The organism is Streptomyces sp. NPDC059832 (genome assembly GCF_042731715.1).
In the GTDB taxonomy this organism is placed as follows: domain Bacteria; phylum Actinomycetota; class Actinomycetes; order Streptomycetales; family Streptomycetaceae; genus Streptomyces.
Window position 1 is genome coordinate 74,103 of sequence record NZ_JBHWIY010000011.1, and the last position, 23,099, is coordinate 97,201.

At 72.2% G+C, this 23,099-nt stretch carries 16 protein-coding genes; 12 read left to right on the forward strand and 4 right to left on the reverse strand.

Annotation, left to right across the window (positions count from 1 at the left end; genetic code table 11):
- Positions 1–42: 42 nt before the first annotated feature.
- The 3 genes from ACFV8T_RS20970 (at position 43) to ACFV8T_RS20980 (ending at position 2,291) form a co-directional block, all read left to right on the forward strand.
- Entirely contained in the window at positions 43–1,437 is a 1,395-nt protein-coding gene (locus ACFV8T_RS20970; protein WP_385329423.1) for a cellulase family glycosylhydrolase, read from the forward strand.
- Positions 1,438–1,503: 66 nt separating this feature from the next.
- A complete protein-coding gene (locus tag ACFV8T_RS20975; RefSeq protein WP_014154112.1) occupies positions 1,504–1,713 on the forward strand; it encodes a sigma factor-like helix-turn-helix DNA-binding protein in 210 nt (69 codons plus the stop codon).
- Positions 1,713–2,291, forward strand: a complete 579-nt coding sequence (locus ACFV8T_RS20980; RefSeq protein WP_385329425.1) for a Clp protease N-terminal domain-containing protein — start codon at positions 1,713–1,715, stop codon at positions 2,289–2,291. The genes ACFV8T_RS20975 and ACFV8T_RS20980 overlap by 1 nt, the downstream gene beginning before the upstream one ends.
- 50 nt (positions 2,292–2,341) lie before the next feature.
- Here ACFV8T_RS20980 and ACFV8T_RS20985 read toward each other — a convergent pair whose 3' ends face one another.
- Positions 2,342–3,325 carry a helix-turn-helix transcriptional regulator gene (locus ACFV8T_RS20985; RefSeq protein WP_385329428.1) on the reverse strand — a complete coding sequence of 328 codons (984 nt, stop codon included), beginning with the start codon at positions 3,323–3,325 and terminating at the stop codon, positions 2,342–2,344.
- Position 3,326: 1 nt separating this feature from the next.
- Positions 3,327–4,184, reverse strand: a complete 858-nt coding sequence (locus ACFV8T_RS20990; protein ID WP_266414412.1) for a DUF4097 family beta strand repeat-containing protein — start codon at positions 4,182–4,184, stop codon at positions 3,327–3,329.
- A gap of 153 nt (positions 4,185–4,337) precedes the next feature.
- Between ACFV8T_RS20990 and ACFV8T_RS20995 the strand changes: the two genes are divergently transcribed.
- Positions 4,338–5,189, forward strand: coding sequence for a hypothetical protein (locus tag ACFV8T_RS20995; RefSeq protein WP_385329431.1), 852 nt, complete (start codon positions 4,338–4,340; stop codon positions 5,187–5,189).
- Between the two features lie 12 nt (positions 5,190–5,201).
- Here the strand turns inward: ACFV8T_RS20995 and ACFV8T_RS21000 are convergent, their stop codons facing one another.
- Positions 5,202–5,384: a DUF6104 family protein gene (locus tag ACFV8T_RS21000; protein ID WP_003961784.1), complete on the reverse strand. Its 183-nt coding sequence runs from the start codon at positions 5,382–5,384 to the stop codon at positions 5,202–5,204.
- A 185-nt stretch (positions 5,385–5,569) separates the two neighbouring features.
- On the opposite strand from ACFV8T_RS21000, the gene ACFV8T_RS21005 reads away from it, so the two are divergent.
- The 8 genes from ACFV8T_RS21005 to fxsT all read left to right on the forward strand — a co-directional run bounded on the left by ACFV8T_RS21005 (position 5,570) and on the right by fxsT (position 18,999).
- Complete coding sequence (locus ACFV8T_RS21005; protein WP_385329433.1) at positions 5,570–6,112, forward strand: CU044_2847 family protein; 543 nt, start codon at positions 5,570–5,572, stop codon at positions 6,110–6,112.
- Positions 6,109–8,184, forward strand: coding sequence for a trypsin-like peptidase domain-containing protein (locus ACFV8T_RS21010; protein WP_385329436.1), 2,076 nt, complete (start codon positions 6,109–6,111; stop codon positions 8,182–8,184). The genes ACFV8T_RS21005 and ACFV8T_RS21010 overlap by 4 nt, the downstream gene beginning before the upstream one ends.
- Before the next feature lie 88 nt (positions 8,185–8,272).
- On the forward strand, positions 8,273–9,304 hold the full coding sequence (locus tag ACFV8T_RS21015; RefSeq protein WP_385329438.1) for an AAA family ATPase: 1,032 nt from the start codon (positions 8,273–8,275) through the stop codon (positions 9,302–9,304).
- 7 nt (positions 9,305–9,311) lie between these two features.
- On the forward strand, positions 9,312–12,728 hold the full coding sequence (locus ACFV8T_RS21020) for an SAV_2336 N-terminal domain-related protein (RefSeq protein ID WP_385329441.1): 3,417 nt from the start codon (positions 9,312–9,314) through the stop codon (positions 12,726–12,728).
- A 257-nt stretch (positions 12,729–12,985) separates the two neighbouring features.
- Positions 12,986–13,183 (forward strand): FxSxx-COOH cyclophane-containing RiPP peptide, encoded by a 198-nt coding sequence (fxsA, locus tag ACFV8T_RS21025; RefSeq protein WP_385329444.1) that lies wholly within the window; start codon positions 12,986–12,988, stop codon positions 13,181–13,183.
- A gap of 144 nt (positions 13,184–13,327) precedes the next feature.
- Positions 13,328–14,521 (forward strand): FxsB family cyclophane-forming radical SAM/SPASM peptide maturase, encoded by a 1,194-nt coding sequence (locus tag ACFV8T_RS21030; protein ID WP_385329447.1) that lies wholly within the window; start codon positions 13,328–13,330, stop codon positions 14,519–14,521.
- Positions 14,518–15,924, forward strand: coding sequence for an aKG-HExxH-type peptide beta-hydroxylase (locus ACFV8T_RS21035; protein WP_385329450.1), 1,407 nt, complete (start codon positions 14,518–14,520; stop codon positions 15,922–15,924). The genes ACFV8T_RS21030 and ACFV8T_RS21035 overlap by 4 nt, the downstream gene beginning before the upstream one ends.
- A gap of 81 nt (positions 15,925–16,005) precedes the next feature.
- Positions 16,006–18,999, forward strand: a complete 2,994-nt coding sequence (fxsT, locus tag ACFV8T_RS21040) for an FxSxx-COOH system tetratricopeptide repeat protein (protein ID WP_385329453.1) — start codon at positions 16,006–16,008, stop codon at positions 18,997–18,999.
- Between the two features lie 87 nt (positions 19,000–19,086).
- On the opposite strand, the gene ACFV8T_RS21045 is transcribed toward fxsT, so the two are convergent.
- Entirely contained in the window at positions 19,087–22,920 is a 3,834-nt protein-coding gene (locus ACFV8T_RS21045) for a multifunctional oxoglutarate decarboxylase/oxoglutarate dehydrogenase thiamine pyrophosphate-binding subunit/dihydrolipoyllysine-residue succinyltransferase subunit (protein WP_385329455.1), read from the reverse strand.
- Positions 22,921–23,099: the final 179 nt, after the last annotated feature.

The following is a 23,099-nucleotide window of genomic DNA, read 5'->3' on the forward strand; positions in this document are numbered from 1 at the left end:
TGTGCTGGGTGAGCTGCTCTGATCTGCGCCATGCGAATGCGGATGGGCTCAGGCAGCGTACTCACCTCGATCGTCACTTCGTTCGTGCTCGCGGCGGGGGCCCTCGCCCCCGCCGCCGACGCACGTCCCGCACCACTGGATCGGCCCGGCATCCCCCGTCTCACCGACGACGAGGGCCGCACCCTCACCCTGCGCGGATGGAGTTTCGCGGACAAGGCGAACAGCGGTGACCAGGCGCTGACCGCCATCACCGAGAAACAATTCCGCGATCTGCATGCCAAGGGCTTCGACTTCGCCCGGCTCCTCATCTTCTGGGACGACCTGGAGCCGCGCCGGGGCCAGTACAGCACCGCGTATCTGCGCCGTATCGACCGGGTCCTGGGCTGGGCGCGGAAGTACGGCATCCGGGTGGTGCTCGATGCCCACCAGGACGTCTTCGGCCCGGCTTTCGGCAGTCGGGGCATCCCGGCCTGGGCGACCCGTACCGATGGTCTGCCCTTCACCCCGCACCCCGACGACTGGTTCGCCGAGTACTTCGAGCCCGCCGTGCAGCGTGCCTTCACCCATCTCTACGAGGACCCCGATCTCCAGCGCGCCCAGGCGCAGATGTGGAAGGTCGTCGCCGACCGCTACGCGCATCACCCCGCCGTCATCGGCTACGACCTGATCAACGAGCCGATGGGGGAGCTCCAGGAGGGTGAGGACCTGCCGACGGCCGCCCGGCGCATCGAGGCCCGCCAGCTCACCCCGATGTACAACAGGCTGGCCCGCGCCATTCGTTCGGTGGACCGCTCCACCTGGCTCTTCGTCGAACCCACCCCCGCCGTCGGCGAGGGTGTCCCCACCGGGCTGGGCGTGATCAAGGACCACCGGATCGTCTACGCACCGCATTTCTACAACACGGCGATGGAGGCGGGCGCCGACTACGACCCGTCGGCGGGCTGGATCGAGTCGTACGAGGCCGCCGTCACCACCTACCCGGAGCAGCGGCACATTCCGGTCGTCGTCGGCGAGTGGGGCCCGTTGAACAACACGCTCCCCCAGATGGGGCGTTTCTACCAGGATGCGATGGCCTCCCTGAACCGCTACACCTCGGGCTGGGCCGGCTGGGTGTGGTGCTACGGCGGCGGCTACTGCGCCTTGGACGAGAACGGGGAATTCGCCGCCAACAAGGAGCGGACCGCCACCCCGTACGCCCCCGCCGTCGCAGGGGCCGTCCACTCCGACACGTACGACGACAACGCCCGTGTGTACCGGCTCACTTATACGGCGGGCCGCCGCGGCACCACGGAGATCTCCCTGCCGCCGACGGCCGGGCGGTGGCGGGTCTCGGTGGACGGCCGTGCCGAGGTCCGCAGGCACGGGGGAGAGGTACGCGTCCACGCCCGCGAGGGGGCGCGCGTCACGGTGACGGTGACCGGGAAGGCGCGCGGCTGAGCGGTTCGTACGGCATGGCTGTCAATCATGGTTGACAGCGATGGCGTGTCAACGTAGGTTGACATCATGACTGAAGCGACGGATCTCGCCGCGCGCGCCGGTGACCGCGACCCCCGGGTGGGGCTGCGGGCGGTCGCCGCGCTGCGCCGGCTGCTGGAGCAGCTCGAAGCCGTACAGGTCAGGAGTGCCCGCGTGCAGGGCTGGTCGTGGCAGGAGATCGCGGCCGAACTGGGCGTCAGCCGGCAGGCCGTGCACAAGAAGTACGGGAGGCATTGATGTTCGAACGTTTCACCAGGAGCGCCCGGGAAGTCGTGACCGGCGCCGTGACCCATGCCGAACGGACCGATGCCGCATCGGTCACCGAGGAGCATCTGCTGCTCGCGCTGCTGGACCGTCAGCAGGGCCGGGCCGCCTTCGCCGCCGCCTCGCTGGGCCTCGCCGACCGCCGTGCGGACGTGGCGGCCGATCTGGTCACGGCCCGCCGCCACGGCGGGCTGACCCGGGCCGATACGGACGCGCTGGCCGGCCTCGGCATCGATGTGACCGAGATCGTCGCCCGCGTCGAGGAGGCCCACGGGGAGGGGGCGCTGGACAGGGCCCGGCGGCGTGGCGCGGGGCGTCGCCCGTTCACCCGCGGGGCGAAGGACGCCCTGGCGAAGTCGCTGCGGATCGCGGTGGGGCGCCACGACCGTTTCATCGGCGACGAGCACCTCCTCCTGGCGCTCACCGCCTGCCCCGGCGTGGTCGCCGACGTGCTCGCCGCGCATGGTGCGACGTACGCAACGGTGAACCGCGCGTTGTACGGGGGCGGGGACGGGGAGGGAGACGCGGGGCAGCTCAGGAAGGCGGGCTGAGCCCCGGGGCCGGGGCCACCCGGGTCGTCCGGCCCTGGCGGCCCCGCCCGTCACCTCTCCCCGCCGTCGTCCTTCCGCAGCAGCGCCCCGATGTGGGCCGCCGCCGTCGACAGATGGTGGCGGGCCTCCTTCAGCTGCTCCTCCGTGACACCCCGGTCCCGGGCCGCGTCGCGGATGTCGTCGCGGAAACGGTCGAGCAGGCGGTCCAGGTCGCGGGCCGGGTCCCCGGTGCCGGCGGTGTCCTTGCCCCAGTCGGGTTCGGCGGGCTCCGGCTTGACGTACGGGGGCCGGCCGCCCGACCTGGCGAGGCCGCTCAGCTGGCCGGTGATCTCGGCCAGCCCCTCCCGTACGCCCGAGGGCCAGTCGCCCCGGGCGAAGTGCTCCTGGACCTGACGGGCGGCGTTCTGCATCTGCTCACGCGCCCGGTCCTGGGCCTCCTTGGCCTGGCGGCGGGCCTGCTGGGCCTCCTCGCGGGCGCGGCGGGACTCGTCCTTCGCCCGGCGGGCCTGCTCCTTCCACTCCTGCTTGGCCTTGCGCAGCTCCTCCTTCGCGGCGCGCCACGCCTCCTTGTCGCCGAAGTCCCCGAGGTCGCCGAAGGCGGACTCCCAGTCACCCTTGCGGCCGGAACGGGAACCGGAACCCGTGTGCCTGGTCTCGTCCGCCGCGGCCCGCATCTCGCTGCGCAGCTTCCCGGCCGCGCCGCGTACGTCGTCCCGTATCTCGGCGGCCAGCTCGGAGACCGAATCCCGGATCTCCAGCTCCAGATCGGCCAGTTCGCCCGTACGGCCGGCCAGTTCGGCGCGGCCCGCGTCGGTGATCGAGTAGACCTTGCGGCCGCCCTCGGTGGCATGGGTGACCAGGCCCTCGGCCTCCAGTTTGGCGAGGCGCGGGTAGACCGTGCCCGCCGAGGGGGCGTACAGCCCCTGGAAGCGCTCCTCCAGGAGCCGGATCACCTCGTAGCCGTGGCGGGGGGCCTCGTCGAGGAGTTTCAGCAGGTAGAGGCGGAGGCGGCCGTGGGCGAATACGGGGGGCATGTCAGAGCACCTTTCCGGTCGGCTCGGCATCGTACGGACCGTCCTCGGCCGGCGGGCGGCGCAGCAGGGCGATCGATCCCGAGACGGTCGTCGCCCGCAGCTGCCCGGTCCCGGCGCCGAGTGTGCCGGTGATCTTCTTCGCCCCCCACTGGCCGCTGACCCGCAGGTCCTCGAACCCGTTGGAGACGGAGCCGCTCGCGGTGTTGGCCTCGACCGTCGCGTCCGCCGGGTGCGGCAGCCGGATGGCGACCTCGCCGGAGACCGTGGTCAGCCGGATGTCCGTGGGCTTCCCGGTCGGGTCCAGGTCGAGCACCATGTTGCCGCTGACCGATTCCGCCCGTACCGAGGCCCCGGCGCCCTCGACGACCGTCAGATCGCCCGAGACCGAATGGAAGCGGAGCTCGCCGGTGACCGACTGGGCCTCCACGCTGCCGGAGACCGTCTCGGCCAGGACCGGCCCCGCGAGCCCGACCAGCGTGGTGTCGCCGGTGACGCCGCGGACGTCCGTACGCCCGCGGATTCCGGACACGACGGCGCCCGCGCCGACGACGCCGACCTCCACCGCCGACCCGGCCGGGACGGCGAGCGAGACGACCGCGCTGCGGTGCCAGCCCTTGCGGTCGAACCACTTGAGGAAGTTCTGCCAGGGCAGGTCCTCGTACGCGACCGTGAGCGTGCCGTCCTCCTGGGTCACGATCAGCGGCGGTCCCTCGATCCCGGAGATCTCCAGCCGGGCGGTCGGCTCCTCGGTGCCGACGACATTGACGGCGCCTCCGACGATGCGCACGCTGAGTGACGTCACGGGGTCGTCGAAGGTCAGCTTCTGGGGCTCGGCGATGGCCCATGTCGACACAGGCATGGATCTGACCTCCGGGGAGCACGGAATGACGCAACATATCGCGTCTCTTGCTCAACACGATATATCGCGGATCGGGGAAGTCAAGGCGCGTCACGCGGTCGTCGATGGACCAAAGGGCTCCAAATGTGGGCAAATTGCCCTAGCGTGTGGAACATGAACGCGACATCCCCCGCGGGGGCGCTGCTGCTGTGCCGTGCCGAACCGGAGACCGTACGGCCGGTGGCCCATCTGCTGCGCGAGCGGATGCTGCTCGCTCCCGCCGGAGACGGCTGGTCCGTCCTCGTACCCGAGGGAAAGCCCTGGCAGGGCGGTGCCGGTGCCGGTGATACGGACGTGGAACCGGTCGACCGGGTCGTGGCCGGCTGGGTCACCGCGCTCGCGGTCGGCTCGACGTGGCCCGTGCTCGCCCTGTGGTGGGACGGCGACCGGGCGGGCTACACGCTCGCGTCCGGATTCCGCCGTCCGGTCGGCTACGTCTGGCTCGCCGACGGCACCCCGGCCGGCGAGGACGAGGCCATGCGTACGTTCGCCGAGCGCCTCGGCCTCGATCCCGTGCTGGACGTCCAGTCGCTCGAAGGGCTGACCCGCACGGACCCGGACGCCGACGCGCGCATCCGGCTGCGCGGGCTGCTCGCCGTCCTGACCCGGATCGGGCTGGCCCTTCCGCCCGGCCTGGACCCGGACACCCCCGGCGACCGGCTGTACGCGGCGGCCGACGACCGGCCCGAAGCGGAACCGCTCGTCCGGACCGGGTGGCGCGAGGGGGTACGGGCCGGACTCGACGCGGTGGAGAGCAGCCGCCTCGGTCCCTGGATGCGCGGTCCCAGGGCCCGGGTGCTGGCCGGTGCCCAGCTCGCGGCCGGACTGCCGCTGACTCTCTGGGGGCTCCGCCGCCGCGGCGGCGGATGGGTGCTCGCGGGGGCGCTGCTGCTGGCGCACGGGGCGCTCGGGCTCGCCTACGACCGGATCAGGGACGCCGAGGACGCCGGGGACGGGCGCGGCTGACCAACCAGGTGGCTACTCGTCCTCGTCCTCGTCGTCGAGCCGGGCCAGCCAGGTCGCGAGGCGCTCGACCGGCACCTCGAAGTCGGGATTGAGGTCGACGAACGTACGGAGCTGCTCGGCGAGCCACTCGAAAGTGACCTCTTCCTCGCCTCGACGCTTCTCCAGCTCCTCGATACCGCGGTCGGTGAAGTACATGCGGCCAGCCTAATGCCTGGTGACAGCCCCGCGAAGGCCGGGAGCGGGACCCCGGGCCGCGGTTCCCGGCAGCCGCGCGAGCCCGCCGAGAACCGGCCCGCACCACCCCCGCGTCCTGGTCCATGTATCTCGCATCGGGCGCGTACTGCCGTTAACCTGCGGGTAGTTGGGGAACGGGGGGTTTCATGGGTGACAGTGACGCCCGTATTACGCGCATTGAGATGCCCGACGGCACAGAGGTCTGGGCGCGGATCTCCGGAGCCGAGGAGGAGCTGGCGCAACCCGGCTCGGGCCCGTCGTTCACGGACATCGGCGCCGGGAACATCGCCGATCGGGTACAGGCCCGGGTCGAGAGCCTGCAAGGGGTCGTGACCAGCGTCGCGCGTTCGCTCGCCGAGCCGCTGCGGGCCGTGCGGCCCGACGAGGTCAGCGTCGAATTCGGCATCGAACTCACCGCGAAGTCCGGCAAGGTCGTCGGACTCCTCGCGGACGGCGAGGCCAAGGGGTCCATCAAGGTCACGCTGACGTGGAGCGGCGGCGGGCCACCCCTCGACCCACCGCCACCGGCACAGGTGCCCGCGCAGGCGCCGGGGCAGCGGCCGGCCGCCCCCTCCGCCTCTCCCGCCCCTTCTGCCTCTCCCGCTCCTTCCGCTCCTTCCGCCGGGGCACCCACCGGCGCATCGGCGCACGCGAGCGGCACCGGGCCGGACGACGGAAGCGGATCGTGACGTACCTGCCGGGCGGGGGCGCGTGGCAGGGGCCGAACGACGCGGAATCCGCGCTGATGAGCCTCGTGAAGGACGCGACGGTGCGCATCCATCGTCCGGAGCCCGGGTATGCCCCTGAAGGACCTGAAGGATCCGACGGCGACTTCCTGGGGAGCGGCTTCTTCATCGCCCCGAACTGGGTCCTCACGTGCGCGCATGTCGCGATGGAGGGGAGGGGGCGTCAGGTGAACGTGGTGTACAAGACCGCCCGCGGCGGCGACGCCGTCCGGGTCGGGGGCACGGTCAGGGCGGCCCTGCCCGAGGAGCGGCCCGGCACGGGCGGCTGGCCGGCCCCCGACCTCGCCCTCATCCAGCTGCTGCGCCCCGTCGAACACCCCTGTGTGTACCTCAGTGAACGCTCCACGGGCATGAACCGCGGCGCGTACTACTTCGCGGGCTGGGCGGACGGCGGCGCGGGCACGCTCAAGCGGCTCGGCCGGGAGTGCCGGGTGGTGGGCACCGTCGACGACTGGGCCGACGGCGACGAACAGGTGCTGATCGAGGCGAGCCAGCTGTACGCGGGCATGTCCGGCGGACCCGTCGTGGACCTGGTCCGGGGCGAGGTCGTCGGCGTGCTCAAGTCGCGCGCCACGGATACGAACGGCGGTACGGCGATCGGCGTGGAGCGGCTGCGCACGCTGCCCGTGCCGGAGCGGGCGGCGACGGCCGAGTCCGACGACCCGTACCAGGCCGTGTTCCACGCCCACGACCGCTACCACGCCGACCGCCACAACAACCCCGTCGACGACGAGGAGACCTGGGCGGACGTCCAGCGGGACCTGGGCTCCGTGGCGGGCCCGGCGCTCACCCCGCAGCAACGCGTCGACCTGCTGGGGCGGCTCGCCAAGCTCCCCCCACCGGTCAGTACCCGCAGCCTTCTCGACATCCTCGGCGGCCTGGGCCACGGGTACCGGACCGTCGGCGTCCCGGCCCCCCGCGGCTGGCGCGACGGGCTGGGCGTCCTCTACGACGCGCGCGAGGGCGACGAGGCGCTGGAGCGGATCCTGCGCTACTGCATGAGCGCCATCGCCGCCGAACGCCCGTACGTGGTGCCGTCCACCAAACTCGCCGAGGACGCCCTGTGGGACTGGGTGAAGGAGACCGCCGAGGACCGGCTCCGGCGGCCGTTCCGCCGTGAGATGGCCCGGCTCCGGTACCAGGGCCGGTACGACCGGGGCGCCGAACACCTGCGAACCCCCGCACCGGCCGACGCGCCGGTCCGGCCGCCGCGCTCCCCGTCGTCCGTCGTGCTGTACCTGGAGCCCCGCGCCTGGCAGCCGGACCACTACGACTGGCGGGTCGTCGCCCGCCTGTCCGCCGACGACCTGCCCGTGACGGAGAACTACCAGGGCACCAGGGCCGACGAACTGCCGGCCAGGCTCGCCGCCTCCCTCGGGAAGGCGTTCCGGATGTGCGACGAACCCGACAACCCCGCGATCCTCCAGGTCGTGGTGGAACCGGCGCTGCTCGACCTGGAGGTCGAGAAGTGGCAGCTGCCCGCGGACAGCCGGCCGCTCGGAGTCCAGCGGCCGGTCGTCATCCGCTGCTCGGACGAGCGCTCCGCCCCGTCCGAGGACGTCCTCCCGGAGCGCGAAGCGCGCTGGAAGCGCATCCACACCGGCCCGATGCGGGCCGCCGTCGTCGACTGCGACGACGGTATGCGGGTACCCGTGCCCGTGATGGCGGAGCTGCGCGGACTGGCGTACGAGACCGTCCCGGTGCTCTGCCGGTACGGCGGACGGACCGACACCCAGAGCGTCGCGGGGTTCGGGCGGGTGCTCGACGGCGGGTTCGACGTGGTCCTGTGGCGGCGTCCGAGGACCGAACGGGCCGCGTCCTGCACGGAGTTCCACCTCCGTGCCGTCGACACGGTCGACGGGGCCGGCGTGGCCGACCGGCTCCCGCAGAAGATCCATGAGCTGAGAAGAGGGGTGCGTGAGGGCCGTACCGACATGTTCTGGTCGGACGGCATTGCCCTGATCTACGGCAATCCGCAACCGCCGCCGCCCGGACCGTTGTTGCAGGCGCCGTGAATCCCCTTACGGGGTGTGGACCGGATGGCTACGGTGAACCACGTTCGACTGCTGCCCCTGGCGGACGAGTGATGACGAGGAACACGTTATGAGTGAACCCAGCGAGTGGCTCATCTACCGAGGGGCCGGCGAACCGCACGAAGGCATCGAGCAGTTGCCGCCGCCGCCGCCCTGGCGCGACTTCGCGAGCCGCGGCATCCCGGGCCCCGACGAGCCGGACGGGGACGGTTCCGCCGACCGCCGCCTCGGCGGCCACCGGCACATCGCCGAACTCCACCGGCCGGGCGCCGAAGAGCTCGAAATGATCAATGCCGCGCTCTATCTGCGGCGCCCGCTGCTGGTCACCGGCACCCCCGGCGCCGGGAAGAGCACCCTGGCCCACTCCGTCGCCCATGAGCTGGGGCTGGGGCGGGTCCTGCGCTGGCCGATCGTGAGCCGGACGACGCTGCTGGACGGCCTTTACCACTACGACGCCATCGCCCGGCTCCAGGACGTGCAGATCGCCGCACACGGCGCGGCAGCCGGCGCGGGCGGTGCCGAGGCCGCCGACGGCGTGGGCAGCTACATCCGGCTCGGGCCGCTCGGCACCGCGCTCCTTCCCTCGGACCGGCCCCGGGTCCTGCTCATCGACGAGCTCGACAAGAGCGACATCGATCTGCCGAACGACCTGCTCAACGTGCTGGAGGAGGGCGAGTTCGGCATTCCCGAACTGGAACGGATCGCCGACCGGCTGCCCGACGGCGAGGCGCAGGTCCTCGACGACGACGGCAACAAGGTGAAGGTGCGGGGCGGCCGGGTGCAGTGCACGTCCTTCCCGTTCGTGGTCCTCACCAGCAATGGCGAACGGGACTTCCCGGCGCCCCTGATGCGCCGCTGCATCCATCTGGAGCTCGGACGCCCCGACCACCAGCGTCTCGCGACCTTCGTACGCGCCCACCTCGGCGACGAGGCGGCGCGCTCCGGGGACGATCTCATCGCCCACTTCCTGGAGCGGTCCCGCAGCGAACTCCTCGCCACGGACCAGCTGTTGAACGCGATCTACCTCACCGACGCCGCCGCCCCGGCCGGCCGCGACCGCCTCGCCGACCTGCTCATCCAGCGACTCGACCGGCCGAGGTGATGTGCTGATGGCGGGCGCCGGACCCGAGGGCTCCCCCGACGCGCGTGGCGCCGACGACGCGGGGCTCTACCCCGCGTTCGTGGCACGGCTGCGCGAGGCCGGGCTCGACCCCGACGTCGAGCAGCTCCGCGACGCGCTCTGGCTGGCCCGCTGGGCCCGCCACCCGGACGCACCGCCGGAGGGCGACGAGGAGCCGGGGAGTGCTCCGCTCCCTCTCCCTCTCCCGGAGCGGGCGGAAGGGCGGCCCGCCGACCCCGGGCCCGAAGCCGTGGGACCCGCGCGTTCCGCGCCGCGCGAGGAACCCCCGCCGCGCGCGGACCCCGGGGACGCGGACCGGATCACCCTCTACCCCGTACCCCGCAACGGCCCCTCGGGCCACGCCCGTACCGGCGGCCCGTCGGGGGCCGGCCCGGGTGCCGCCCGGGAGGGCCGGACGGCCGCCCTCACCTTCGGCGTGCCCGCCGCCCCGGCACTCCCCGCACCCCTCGAACTCCAGCGGGCGCTGCGACCGTTGCAGCGCTACCACCCCGCCTCGCCGCCGCTGCGCAGCACCCTCGACGAGACGGCGACCGCCGAACTCAGCGCCAGGGCGGGCGGGTTGATCCTGCCGGCGTTCCGCGGTGTGTCCCGGCGCGAGGCGGTCCTGCAGTGCGTCATGGACGCCTCCTCCTCGATGCTGGTGTGGGACCGCATGTTCGGCGAACTCCAGCAGATATTCAGCCAGTTGGGCGCATTCCGGGACGTCCAGGTGCGCTATCTGCACCAGGGGCCCGACGGCGCGGCCGCGGTGAGCCGCAGCCCCGACCCGGCCGCGGCGCCCCTGCACTCCGCGGACCGGCTCAGCGACCCGACCGGCCGCCGCGTCACCGTCCTGGTCAGCGACTGCGCCGGTCCGCTCTGGCACAGCGGACGGGCCCACCGGCTGCTGCACCAGCTGGCCGCACAGGCCCCGGCCGCCGTGCTGCAGCCGCTGCCGCAGCGGATGTGGAACCGGACCGGACTGCCGGTCACCTACGGCTCGCTGTCCCGGGGCGACGGACCCGGCGGAGCCGCCGTGCTCAAGGTCGTGGAGCAGCCGGGCACGGGTCCCGCCGTGCACCCGGGGGCCCTCGCCGTACCCGTGCTCCCGCCGGTCGAAGGGGCGCTGGCGGCCTGGGCGAGACTGCTCTCCGGCACCGGCTCGGGACAGATCTCCGGCGCGGTCGGCTGGGTGCGGGCCGATCATCCGGCGGCGGCCGCGCAGCGGCCGGGCGGCGGACTCTCCTCGCTCCAGCTGGTCAGCCGCTTCCGTGCGGCGGCCTCACCGACCGCCGGGCAGCTGGCCGTCTACCTCGCGGCGGCCCCGCTGCACCTGCCGGTGATGCAGCTGGTGCAGCGCACGATGCTGCCCCACTCGGGCCCTTCCGAACTCGCCGAGGTGCTGCTGAGCGGTCTGCTGTCACGGAGCAGGAGCGAGGGCGGCGGCGCGTACGACGGCCAGTGGTACGAATTCGTGCCCGGCGTCCGGGAGGCGCTGCTCGGGCCGCTGGGCCGTGACGAGGCGCTGCTCGTGCTCAAGCACTGTTCGCAGTACATCGAGCAGCGGTTCGGCAAGGGCGGGCCGAACTTCCCGGCCCTGGCCTTCGCCCAGCTCGGCGAAGGCAGGTACGCGGCCCCGTCGGCCGCCCGCGGCACGTACCCCATGGAGAACGGCGTACCCGACGAGGAGATCGAGGAGGGCGGCGAGAACGGGGAGGGCGACGCAGGCGGCGGATCGCGCGTCCCCCATCCCTTCGCCGAGGTCGCGGTCCGCGTACTGGAGCGTTTCATGCCCCTGCCCGAGCAGTTCGTGATGCAGACCGGACGGCGCGGCCACCGCGGCCCCGTCCGGACCCCGAACGCGGCGGTGGAGAGCGCCCGCGCCCTCCTGCGGCAGTTCGAATCGGACAGCATGGTGCAGTACCTGATCGACGCCGTGCAGCTGCTGCGCGGTGCCACCGAACGCGAGGAGCGGCCGGGCGCCGACCCCGGACTGTGGGCGGAGTACTCCCGCTGCGTGCTGCGGCTGTGGGAGGTCCAGGGCGACGCCGAACTGCTCCGCGAGGCCGAGTACGCCGCCGAACGGGCCGCCGCACACCCGGCCGCCGTGCGTGAACGGGCGGTACTGGCCAAGGTGTTGCACGCCGCGGCCGACGACCGGCGGCGGCGCGGCGACCGGCGCGGCGCGCTGGAGCTGCTGCGCCGCGCCGACCGCGAGTACACGGCCGCCTGCGCCGCCCCCGGACTGGAAGCCGCCGAGGCCCTCCGGCTGACGCTGGAACGGGTCCGGGCCCTGGAGGCCCAGTGGCGGCTCGACGGCGACACCGCCCTGCTCCAGGCGGCGTGCGGCATGCTGGAGGCGTTCGCCGATGTCTGGCCCGACCAGGAGAACCGGCCCACCACCCTGCCCCTGGCACACGGACGGACCCTGCTGAAGCTGGCCGGGGCCACCGTCGACACCGAACAGTCCCGGGTGTACGCGGGCCAGGCGGCACGCTCCCTGCGCACCGCGTTCGAACAGGGCGGCGGCCGGCACACCATGGGCACCGAGGCGCGCATCCTGCTGGACCTGGTGGACGCCCTGCTCGGCTCCGGCGAGGAACCGGACGAGGCCGCGACCCTGATCCAGCAGGCCCTGGCGACCGTACGCGAACAGCGGCTGCGTGCCTGGCTCCAGATCAGGGCGGGCCGGGTCGGTGTCGCGCGGTACGAGCACACCGGTGAACCGGACCAACTCGTGGAAGCCGCAGACTGGTTCGCCCGCGCCGCCCGGGGCGTCCCGCGCGACTCGCGGGCCCACGCCGACCTGCTCGCCGAATGGGGCGGCACCCTGCTGCGCCGGGCCCGGCTGCCGGACGGGCGCCCGCACATCGGTGCCGCGATCCGGGTGCTGCGCGACTGCCGTACGGAGACGGCGGCGGGGAGCGCGCGCCAGGCCGAGCGGCTGCTGATGCTGGGCCGGGCACTGATGCTGCGGCACCGGGCCACCGAGGACCGGGTCGACCTCAGGGAGGCCGAGCATCTCTTCGGCCTCGCCGCCCAGGAGGCGGCCGACCCGCTGACCGAGGCGCGCTGCTGGCTTGAGCTGGGCCGGTCCCACCTCGACGCCTCCCGGGTGCTGCACCGTCCGGCCCGGCTGGACGAGGCGGCCGAGGCGTTCCGGGGCGCGGCCGAGGCGGCCGGCACGGCGGAGGCGGAGCTGGACGGTCCGCAACAGTTCGGACAGGCCGTCGAGCTGAGTGCTACAGCCAACCACTGGCGGGGTATGACGTACGAGAGGGCGGGACGCCCCCGGGCCGCACGCGAGGCGTACCGGGCGGCCCACCGGGAATGGCGCAAACTGCCGGACGGCGGCGGCTCGGCGGGCGAGGCGACCGCCGAGCGGCTGGCGGAACTGGAACGCTGAGCCGCTCGAAGGAGCCTCCGGCGGAACGGTGCCGCCGGTGCGCGGGTGTGCCGCGGTCGTACGACCGGCGCGCGACCGGCACCGGCGGACGGCACGCTTCACGAGGCGTAGGCCCCCTCGTGCGGGGCATCCGTACAGGGGCGGCCGGTGCGGGCGGGATCCGCACCGGTGCACGGGTCAGGGACGCGGGCTCGACGGGGTGCGCTCAAGGGCGAGCACACCACCGCGAGCACGATGCGGTGTTACGGGGAGGAACGATGAGCGAGACGGCACACCAGGGCATACCCGACAACAGCGCGTCCGGCGGGCCGGGCGCACTGCCCGATCTGCTGGGGCTCGATCTGGAGTCGCTGCGGACGCTGGACCATCCGGTGCTCGCCGAGGTGGTCGCGGATCTGCGCGGGCGGGCCGAACAGCCGCGGGAGATGCTGTGGGGTTTCACCAACGCCTTCTGAGGCCGCACGATTTCGGTCCGGGGTCCGGTTGAACAGGACATCGTGGTGAGGGACGGGTTTGCCCCTGTGGCACGCCAGGGATACTCGCCTCGGGGCGGCGACGGGGGCCGTACCGGCGGATGTGAACGGCGCGGGGGTGCGGGAGTGTCTCGACAGGCGACGCCGAAACCGCGCCCGCGTACCGAGGGCGGCCGACCTCCGTTCCCCTTCGGGCAGTTCATCGTCAAGGTGCACGGCCGGTGCAATCTCGCCTGCCGCTACTGCTACCTCTACGAGGGACCCGACCACACCTGGCGCGACCGTCCGGCCGCCGCCGCACCCGCCGTCCTCGACCGCACCGCGCACCGCATCGCCGAACACGCGGCGACCCACGGACTGCGGGACGTGGCGCTGGTCCTGCACGGCGGCGAACCCCTCCTCGCGGGCGCCGACCGGCTGGCCGCCTTCGCCGACCGGGTACGCGGCCTGACGCCCGGCGACTGCACCGTCCACACCACCGTCCAGACCAACGCCACCCTCCTCACCGAGGCCCGCGTCACCACCCTCGCCCGGCACGGCATACGCATCGGCATCAGCCTCGACGGCGGCCGGCCCGCCCACAACAGCCGGCGCACCGACCACGCCGGACGCCCCTCCTGGCCCGCCGCCTCGCGCGGCGCCCGCCTCCTCGCCGACCGGCACCCCGACGCGTACGCGGGCATCCTCACCGTCGTCGACCCGGACACCGACCCGATCGAGATGTACGAGTCGCTGCTCGAACTGCACCCCCCGGCCCTGGACCTGCTGCTGCCGCACGGCAACTGGACGACCCCTCCACCGGGCCTGCCGTTCACCGGACCCGGCCGCCCGACCCCGTACGGCGACTGGCTCACCACCGTCTTCGACCGCTGGTGGCGCACCGGACGGCGGGAGACCCGGGTCCGGCTCTTCGAGGAGTGCATCGCCCTGCTGCTGGGGCTGCCCGGCGCCACCGAATCCCTCGGCCTCGACCCGGTCGACGCGATCGTGATCGAGACGGACGGGGCGATCGAACAGGTCGACTCCCTCAAGTCCGCCTACGACACGGCCGCCGCCACCGGGCTCGACGTCTTCCGCCACACCTTCGACGACGCCCTGCGCCACCCCGGCGTCGCCGCCCGCCGGGCAGGCGCCGACGCACTCGCCGCAGCCTGCCGCGCCTGCCCGCTGCTGACCGTCTGCGGGGGCGGCCACTACGCACACCGCTACCGCGCAGAGAACGGCTTCGCCAACCCGTCCGTCTACTGCGCAGACCTCGAACGGCTGGTACGCCATGTGGCCGCCCGGCTGTCCGACGCAACCGCAGGAGAACGCCGATGATCCCCCCACTCCACGACCACATGCTGCGCCAACTCGGCCGCACCGAGGGCGACTCCGACACCCTTCAGGTCCTCGTGCGCGATCAGGACACCCGTCGGCTCCTCCTGCTGAGGGCCCTGCTCGACGCGGCCGAGGCGGCCCCCGCGGCCGTCTGCCCGCCCCGGTCGCTCGACCGCCTGCGCCAGGACTGGGCGCTGCTGGAGACGGCCGAGCGTGCCGACCGGACCGCCGTACGCACCGTGCTGCTCCATCCCCTCGCCGGCCCCTGGGCGCAGCGCTGCCTGCGTGGCCTCTCCGGCTCCGGTCCCCTCGCCGGACCCGGACCCGGGCCCGAACTCCGCGCCGACCTCGACCACCTGGGCGCCCTGGCCGCCGCAGCCGCGATCCGTGTCGGAATCCCGTTCACCACCCGACTCGCCGCACACGACGGTCTCCTGTCCCTGCCCACCCTGGGCGCGCTGCGCACGGCCTCCGAGGCCGTCGACATCACCTTCTCCGACGGCGACCTGTCGATACGTCAGGAAGTGGGTGAACCCCTGTCGGCACACACGCAGCCGGACGGCACGACCGGATCGGCCGACCCGCGCTGGCTGCCGGTGCTCGCCCTGCCCGCCGTGCAGTCCGGCATCGGCCCCGTACCCCTGGACGACGTCGACCCGTACCGCACCGACGGCAGCGGACTCCAGCCGCACGGACTGAGCGCCGCCACCCACATCGACGACCACGAACGCAAGGCGTGGGCCGAGTCCTGGACCGGAGCGGCGCCCCTGCTCCGCGTCGGCGGCGAACACCGCCTCACCGAAGCGGCGGTCCTGCTGCGCTGCCTGGTGCCGCTCGGCCCGCCGCCCGGCTCCGGACCCATGGGCGAGAGCGCGGCACACTGCAGCGGCACCAGGCGCGAGGCCTTCGGCGCCGTCCTCAGCAGCAAACCGGCCACCCCCGCCTACTTCGCCTCCACCCTCGTCCACGAACTCCAGCACACCAAACTGGCCGCGCTCGGCGCCCTCGTACCGCTGCACCACGAGGACCCGGAGCCACGTCACTTCGCACCGTGGCGTTCCGACCCCCGCCCCTTCGACGGCCTCCTCCAGGGCGCCTACTCGCACATCGCGCTCGCCGACTACTGGCAGCGGTTCGCGCTCTCCGCCCGGCGCGTCACCCACCGCGACCTGGCCTGGGCCGAGCACGCCCGCTGCCGCGAACAGGTCGGAGCGGTCCTGCCCGTACTGGCCGGATCGGCGGCGCTGACCCGCGAAGGCCGGGTACTGGTCAACGAGATGATCACGCTCTACCACCGTCTGGACGATTGCCCGCCTCCTACGGGGCACCTCGCGCGCGCGGAGGCGTACGTGGCCACCGCCAAGGTGATATGGCAGCAGAGGAACGGTCCGCACAGGCCGTGAGAGACCCCGGGACTGTCCGCCGGAACGACCATGCTCCGGTGTATGTTGACAAGGCTCGAATCGAGGCAGGGAGACGTTTGAATGCCCGGAACGCGTAGGCAAGTTGGAGCAACCGGGGCGCAAACCGTCACCATCAGTTTCGCCGGTTTCAACCGGGCCTGGGCGACGTGGATCGGGGACCGTCTGGAGCGGCGCGGGGTGACGGTCGTCCAGCAGCGCTGGGACCCCCCGGTGGAGGTTCCGCTGGAGGAGTCCCTGCGGGATCTGACGCTCTCCCGGGGCCGCGTCCTGGTGATCCTCAGCGACTGGTACTTCCAGCTCGGCCCCCGCAGCCACGACGAGTGGAACAGGGCACTGCGCGAGGTCGTCGCCCCCGACCCCGACCGCTTCACCGCCGTCTGCGTCACCACGTCCGCGCTGCCCGGCGCCACCGCGGCCCTCGGCGCGGCCGACCTGACCAACGTCGGCGCCGACGAGGGCGAGCGACGGCTCCTGGTGCGCCTGGGCCTGCCCACCGACCCGCTGCCCGAGGCCGTCGAGGCCAGGCAGGGGCCCCGCTATCCGGCCGACACCCCCGAGGTGTGGGGCGGGGTGCCGCGCCGCAACACCCGGTTCACCGGCCGCGAGGAGCTGCTCAGCAAGGCGTACCAGGCCCTCCAGGACGCCGGACCCGGCGCCGGGGTCGTGGCCCTGCACGGCATGTCCGGGGTGGGCAAGACCCAGCTGGCGGCGGAGTACGTCTACCGGTTCGGCTCCGAGTACGACGTCGTGTGGTGGGTGCCCGCCGACCGCCGCGCCCTCTACCGCCAGAAGCTCGCCGAACTCGCCCCCGAACTGGGCCTGTCCACGGGCGCCGAGTACGGCGAGCGGCTGCGGGCCGTCCGGGACGCGCTGCGCCGCGGCGAACCGCACTCCCACTGGCTCCTGGTCCTGGACGGCGCGGACGAGCCCGAACACATCTGGGACCTGGTACCGACCGGCCCCGGCCATGTGCTGATCACCTCCCGCAACCCGGAGTGGAGCGAGCACAACAGCAACCTCGTCGAGGTCCCGGTCTACGAACGCGACGAGTCCGTCGCCTTCATCCGCCGCCGGGCACCGCGCCTGACCCCGGACGACGCCGACCAGCTGGCCGAGGCCCTCGAAGACCTCCCGCTCCTCCTCGACCAGACGGCGGGCTGGCTCAACGACTCCGACATGTCCGTCGAGGAGTACATCGAACTCCTCGAAGGCGGCATCGACCAGGACGTCGTCAAGGTCTCCGCCGACTTCCCGCTCGCCTTCCAGACCGCATGGTCGATACTGCTGAACAAGCTCAAGGAAACCGTCCCGGAATCCGTCGACCTGCTGCGCCTGTGCAGCTTCTTCGCCCCCGGCTCCATCCCCGTGCGGCTGCTGAGGGAAATGCCTCCCGGCGAACTGCCGGAACAGCTCGCCGGCCTGATGAACGACCCGCTGCTGTGGAACAGGGCGATCGGCCAGCTCCGCCAGTACTCCGTGGTCCGCCTGGAGTCCCACGAGATGGCCGGCGAGGAGGCCTCGTCCGGCGAATCGCTCTACATGCACCGCATGGTTCACCAGAGCGTCCGCAAGGACATGCCGGAACGCGACCGCCACGAGTTCATCGACGTGGTCCGCAGGGCCCTCGCCGCCGCCGACCCCGGCCGCCCCACCGACACCCGGCTGTGGCCCGCCTACGCCGAGATCACCCCGCACCTGAAGTGGGCCGACGTACTCAAGAGCACCGACCCGGCCGTGCACACCCTGGTGCTCAACTGCCTGCGCTACATGTACCTCTCCGGCGAGTACCGGGCCGGCATCAAGCTGGGCGAACGCGCCATGAAGGCCTGGCGCGAACTCCTCGGCGAGGACCACCCGAGGGTCTGGGACCTCAGCTACAACTACGCGAACCTGCTGCGCGCCGTCGGCGACTACGCCGGCACCGAAGCCATCGAACGCGCCGCCGTCGACCACCTCCGCGCCGAGCGCGGCGCACAGGACCTGGAACACCTCCGCGCCGCCGGCGGCCTCGCCGCCGACCTGCGGGGCCTCGGCCGGTACGACGAGGCGCTGGAGATGTCCGGCTGGATCCTCACGTCGTACCGCGAACTGCTGGGCGACCAGGATGCGCGCACGCTCAACGCACAGAACAACCTGGCCATCTCGCTTCGGCTGCTCGGCAGATACGAGGAATCGCTGGAGCTGAACCGGCGGACGCTGGAGGCCAGGCGGCAGGTGTTGCGCCATCGCCACGGCTGGACGCTCTACTCCGAGATCAACTACGCCACCGACCTACGGCTCCTCGGCCGCTACAACGACGCCCTCTCGCTCCAGAACCAGAGCGTCCGGGTGCACCGGCTGGTCATGGGACCCGACAACCCGCAGACCCTGCGCGCCGAACACAATCTCGCGCTGTGCCAGTACCGATCGGGGGAGCGGGCCAAGGCCGCGACCCTGTTCACCCGGGTTCTCGAACGGAGCGAGCGGGTGCTCGGCGAGAGCGACCCGCTGACGATGATGTTCGCGGCCAGCCAGAGCTTCTTCGCCCGCGAGCACGCCGACATCGACCAGGCCAGGGCCATAAGCGAGAAGGTGGTCGACGGCTATGTGGACATGCTCGGCGAGCAACACCCGTACGTGGCGGGAACCCGGGCGAACCACGCTCTGATCCTCCGCAACGTGGGTGAACGCGACCACGCGCACGCCCTGTTGGAGGAGGCGCTCGCCGACATGACGCGAGCCGTGGGCGAGCACCACCCCTGGACCCTGGGCTGCGCGGTGAACGCCTCGGCGCTGCGCAACCTGGTGGGCGACCCGGAATCCGCAGCCGCGCTGACGGACGCGATCATCGCCAGGGCCACCGAGGTCCTCGGCCGGACCCATCCGCTGACCCTCTCCGCCCGGATCGCACACGCCGCGGACCTGCGCGGCATCCGTGACCGCGAGCGTGCCGAGAAGGTCGAGCGGGAGGCATTGGGCGACCTGGTCACGACGCTGGGCGCCCAGCACGTCCACACGGTGTCGGCCCGCTCCCGCAACCGTCCGTACTGGGACTTCGAACCACAGATCATCTGACGCGAGGCGCCCAGCCCACGCGCCGAAGGGCCCGCCCCCGCGATCGTCTCGCGGGGGCGGGCCCTTCGGGTTGTGTACAGCGACCGGTCAGGCCTCGAAGACCTCGGCGACCAGCTGTGCCTGCTCGGCCTGGTGGCGCTTGGCCGAGCCGACCGCCGGGGACGAGCTGTGCGGACGCGAGATGCGGCGCAGGCGCTCACCGTGCGGGACGTCGGCGCCGACAGCCAGGTCCAGGTGGTCGATCAGGTTCAGGGCGATGAACGGCCAGGCGCCCTGGTTGGCCGGCTCCTCCTGGGTCCAGAGGTACTTCTCGGCGTTCGGGTACTTGGCGATCTCGGCCTGGAGCTCGGCACCCGGCAGCGGGTACAGGCGCTCCAGACGGATGATCGCGGTGTCCGTGACGCCGCGCTTCGTGCGCTCGGCCTCCAGGTCGTAGTAGACCTTGCCGGCGCAGAAGACGACCTTGCGGACGTCGGCCGGGTTCACCGAGTCGTCGCCGATCACCGGGCGGAAGCCGCCGGTGGTGAACTCCTCCACCTTCGACGCGGCCGCCTTGAGGCGGAGCATCGACTTCGGGGTGAAGACGATCAGCGGCTTGTGGTGCGGGTTGTGCACCTGCCACCGCAGGAGGTGGAAGTAGTTCGACGGCAGGGTCGGCATGGCGACCGTCATGTTGTTCTGCGCGCACAGCGTGAGGAAGCGCTCCGGGCGGGCGGACGAGTGGTCCGGGCCCTGGCCCTCGTAGCCGTGCGGCAGCAGCAGCGTGACGCCGGAGGTCTGGCCCCACTTCTGCTCGGCCGAGGAGATGAACTCGTCGACGACGGTCTGCGCGCCGTTGACGAAGTCACCGAACTGGGCCTCCCAGACGACCAGCGACTCCGGACGGGCCAGCGAGTAGCCGTACTCGAAGCCCATCGCCGCGTACTCGCTGAGCAGCGAGTCGTAGACGTTGTAACGGGCCTGCTCGTCGGAGAGGTAGAGCAGCGGGGTGTGGTCCTCGCCGGTCACCTGGTCGACGAGGACCGCGTGCCGCTGTCCGAAGGTGCCGCGGCGGGTGTCCTGGCCGGCGAGCCGGACCGGGGTGCCCTCCATCAGCAGCGAACCGATGGCCAGGGTCTCGCCCATGCCCCAGTCGATCGTGCCGTTCTCCACCGAGGCCGCGCGGCGCTGCATCTGCGGCATCAGGCGGGGGTGGACGGTGATCCGGTCGGGGATGTTGACCTGGGACTCGGCGATGACCTTGACGACCTCCGGGGAGATCGCGGTGGTCACGGCGACCGGGAACTCGGGCTGGACCTCGGGGGTGTGCGCCGGGGCCGGCAGCGAGGTGGCCTCGCGGACCTCCGCGAAGACCTTCTCCAGCTGGCCCTGGAAGTCCTGGAGCGCCTGCTCCGCCTCTTCCAGCGTGATGTCGCCGCGACCGATGAGGGACTCGGTGTAGAGCTTGCGCACCGAGCGCTTCTTGTCGATCAGGGTGTACATCTGCGGGTTGGTGAACTCCGGGTTGTCGCCCTCGTTGTGACCGCGGCGGCGGTAGCAGATGAGGTCGATCACGACGTCCTTGTTGAACGCCTGCCGGAACTCGAAGGCGAGCCGCGCGACGCGGACGACGGCCTCGGGGTCGTCGCCGTTGACGTGGATGATCGGCGCCTCGATCATGCGCGCCACGTCGGTGGCGTACATCGAGGAGCGCGAGGACTCCGGGGCGGCGGTGAAGCCGACCTGGTTGTTGATCACCACGTGCACGGTGCCGCCGGTGCGGTAGCCGCGCAGCTGCGACATGTTGAGCGTCTCGGCGACGACGCCCTGGCCCGCGAAGGCCGCGTCGCCGTGGAGCGCGACGGGCAGGACCGTGAAGTCCGTGCCGCCCTTGTTGATGATGTCCTGCTTGGCGCGGGCGATGCCCTCCAGGACCGGGTCGACCGCCTCCAGGTGCGAGGGGTTGGCGGCCAGCGAGACCTTGATCTGCTCGCCGTCCAGACCGGTGAAGGTGCCCTCGGCGCCCAGGTGGTACTTGACGTCGCCGGAGCCGTGCATCGACCGGGGGTCGAGGTTGCCCTCGAACTCGCGGAAGATCTGCGCGTACGACTTGCCGACGATGTTCGCCAGCACGTTCAGCCGGCCGCGGTGGGCCATGCCGATGACGACCTCGTCGAGGCGGGCCTCGGCGGCGGAGTCGATGACCGCGTCGAGCAGCGGGATGACGGACTCGCCGCCCTCCAGCGAGAACCGCTTCTGGCCGACGTACTTGGTCTGCAGGAACGTCTCGAACGCCTCGGCGGCGTTCAGCCGACGCAGGATGCGCAGCTGCTCCTCGCGCTCGGGCTGCTGGGCGCGCGGGCGCTCCACCCGGTCCTGGAGCCACTTGCGCTGCTTCGGGTCCTGGATGTGCATGAACTCGATGCCGGTCGTGCGGCAGTACGACTCGCGCAGCACACCGAGGATGTCGCGGAGCTTCATCATCGACTTGCCGGCGAAACCGCCGACCGCGAAGTCCCGCTCCAGGTCCCACAGGGTGAGGCCGTGCTCGGTGATGTCCAGGTCGGGGTGCTTGCGCTGGCGGTACTCCAGCGGGTCGGTGTCGGCCATGACGTGGCCGCGGACCCGGTAGGAGTGGATCAGCTCGAAGACCCGCGCGGCCTTGGTCACGTCGTTGTCGTGCGAGGCGTCGATGTCCGTGAGCCAGCGGACCGGCTCGTACGGGATGCGCAGCGACTTGAAGATCTCGTCGTAGAACTCGTTCTCGCCGAGCAGGAGCTGGGCGACGATCCGCAGGAACTCGCCGGAGGCGGCGCCCTGGATGACCCGGTGGTCGTACGTCGAGGTCAGCGTCATGACCTTGGAGATGCCCAGCTTGTTCAGGGTGTCCTGCGAGGTGCCCTGGAACTCGGCCGGGTAGTCCATCGCGCCGACGCCCATGATGAGGCCCTGTCCGGGCATCAGGCGGGGCACCGAGTGGACGGTGCCGATGCCGCCGGGGTTGGTCAGCGAGGCGGTGACCCCGGTGAAGTCGTCCATGCCGAGCTTGCCGTTGCGGGCGCGGCGGACGATGTCCTCGTAGGCCTGCCAGAACTCGAAGAAGTTGAGCGTCTCGGCCTTCTTGATGGCCGCGACGACCAGTTGGCGGTCGCCGTTCGGCTTCACCAGGTCGATGGCGAGACCGAGGTTGACGTGCTCCGGCTTGACCAGGGTCGGCTTGCCGTCCTTCAGCGCGAAGGAGTGGTTCATCGCCGGCATGGCCTTGAGGGCCTGCACCATCGCGTACCCGATGAGGTGCGTGAAGGAGATCTTCCCGCCCCGGGCGCGCTTGAGGTGGTTGTTGATGACGATGCGGTTGTCGAAGAGCAGCTTCACCGGGACGGCGCGGACGGACGTGGCCGTCGGCAGCTCCAGCGAGGCGTTCATGTTCTTCGCGACGGCGGCCGACGGGCCACGCAGCGTCACGTACTCCGGGCCGGCCGCGGCCTCGGTGGCCGGCGCTGCCGCGGCCTTGGCCGGGGCGGGCGCGGCGGCCTGCGCGGCCGGAGCCGGAGCGGCCTTTGCCGGAGCGGCCGGGGCTGCCGGAGCAGCGGCGGCGGGGGCGGCCTGTGCGGGCGCCGGAGCCGCGGGAGCCGGGGCGGGTGCGGCCGGAGCCGGGGCCTGCGCCGGGGTGGCCTGTGCGGGCGCGGCCTGGGCCGGGGTCACCGCAGCCCCTGTGGCCGGGGCGCCGGGAACGGGCTTGTCCGCCGTGCCGGAGGTACCCGGCTTGTAGTCGGCGAAGAAGTCCCACCAGGCGCGATCGACCGAATTGGGATCCTGGAGGTACTGCTGGTAGATCTCGTCGACGAGCCACTCATTGGGCCCGAAAGCAGCAGCCGGGTTCGAACCCGGGCTGGCTTGGTCGGTCGAGATGCTCGAGTTACTGGGGGACTGAGACGACACGGCGGCAACCGCCCTCTTCCGCTTCACAAGGTGATGGACAGCGGAAATCAAGGCTACGCCTCCCCAGCCGTTCCACGCAGGCCGGGCCGGTCTTCGTCGCGCAAGTCACATTGGAAGGCGGGTTTCGGTGCAGGAATTGGCGGGAAACATGCACGGTTCCGCTTCACTTTGGGTACGCG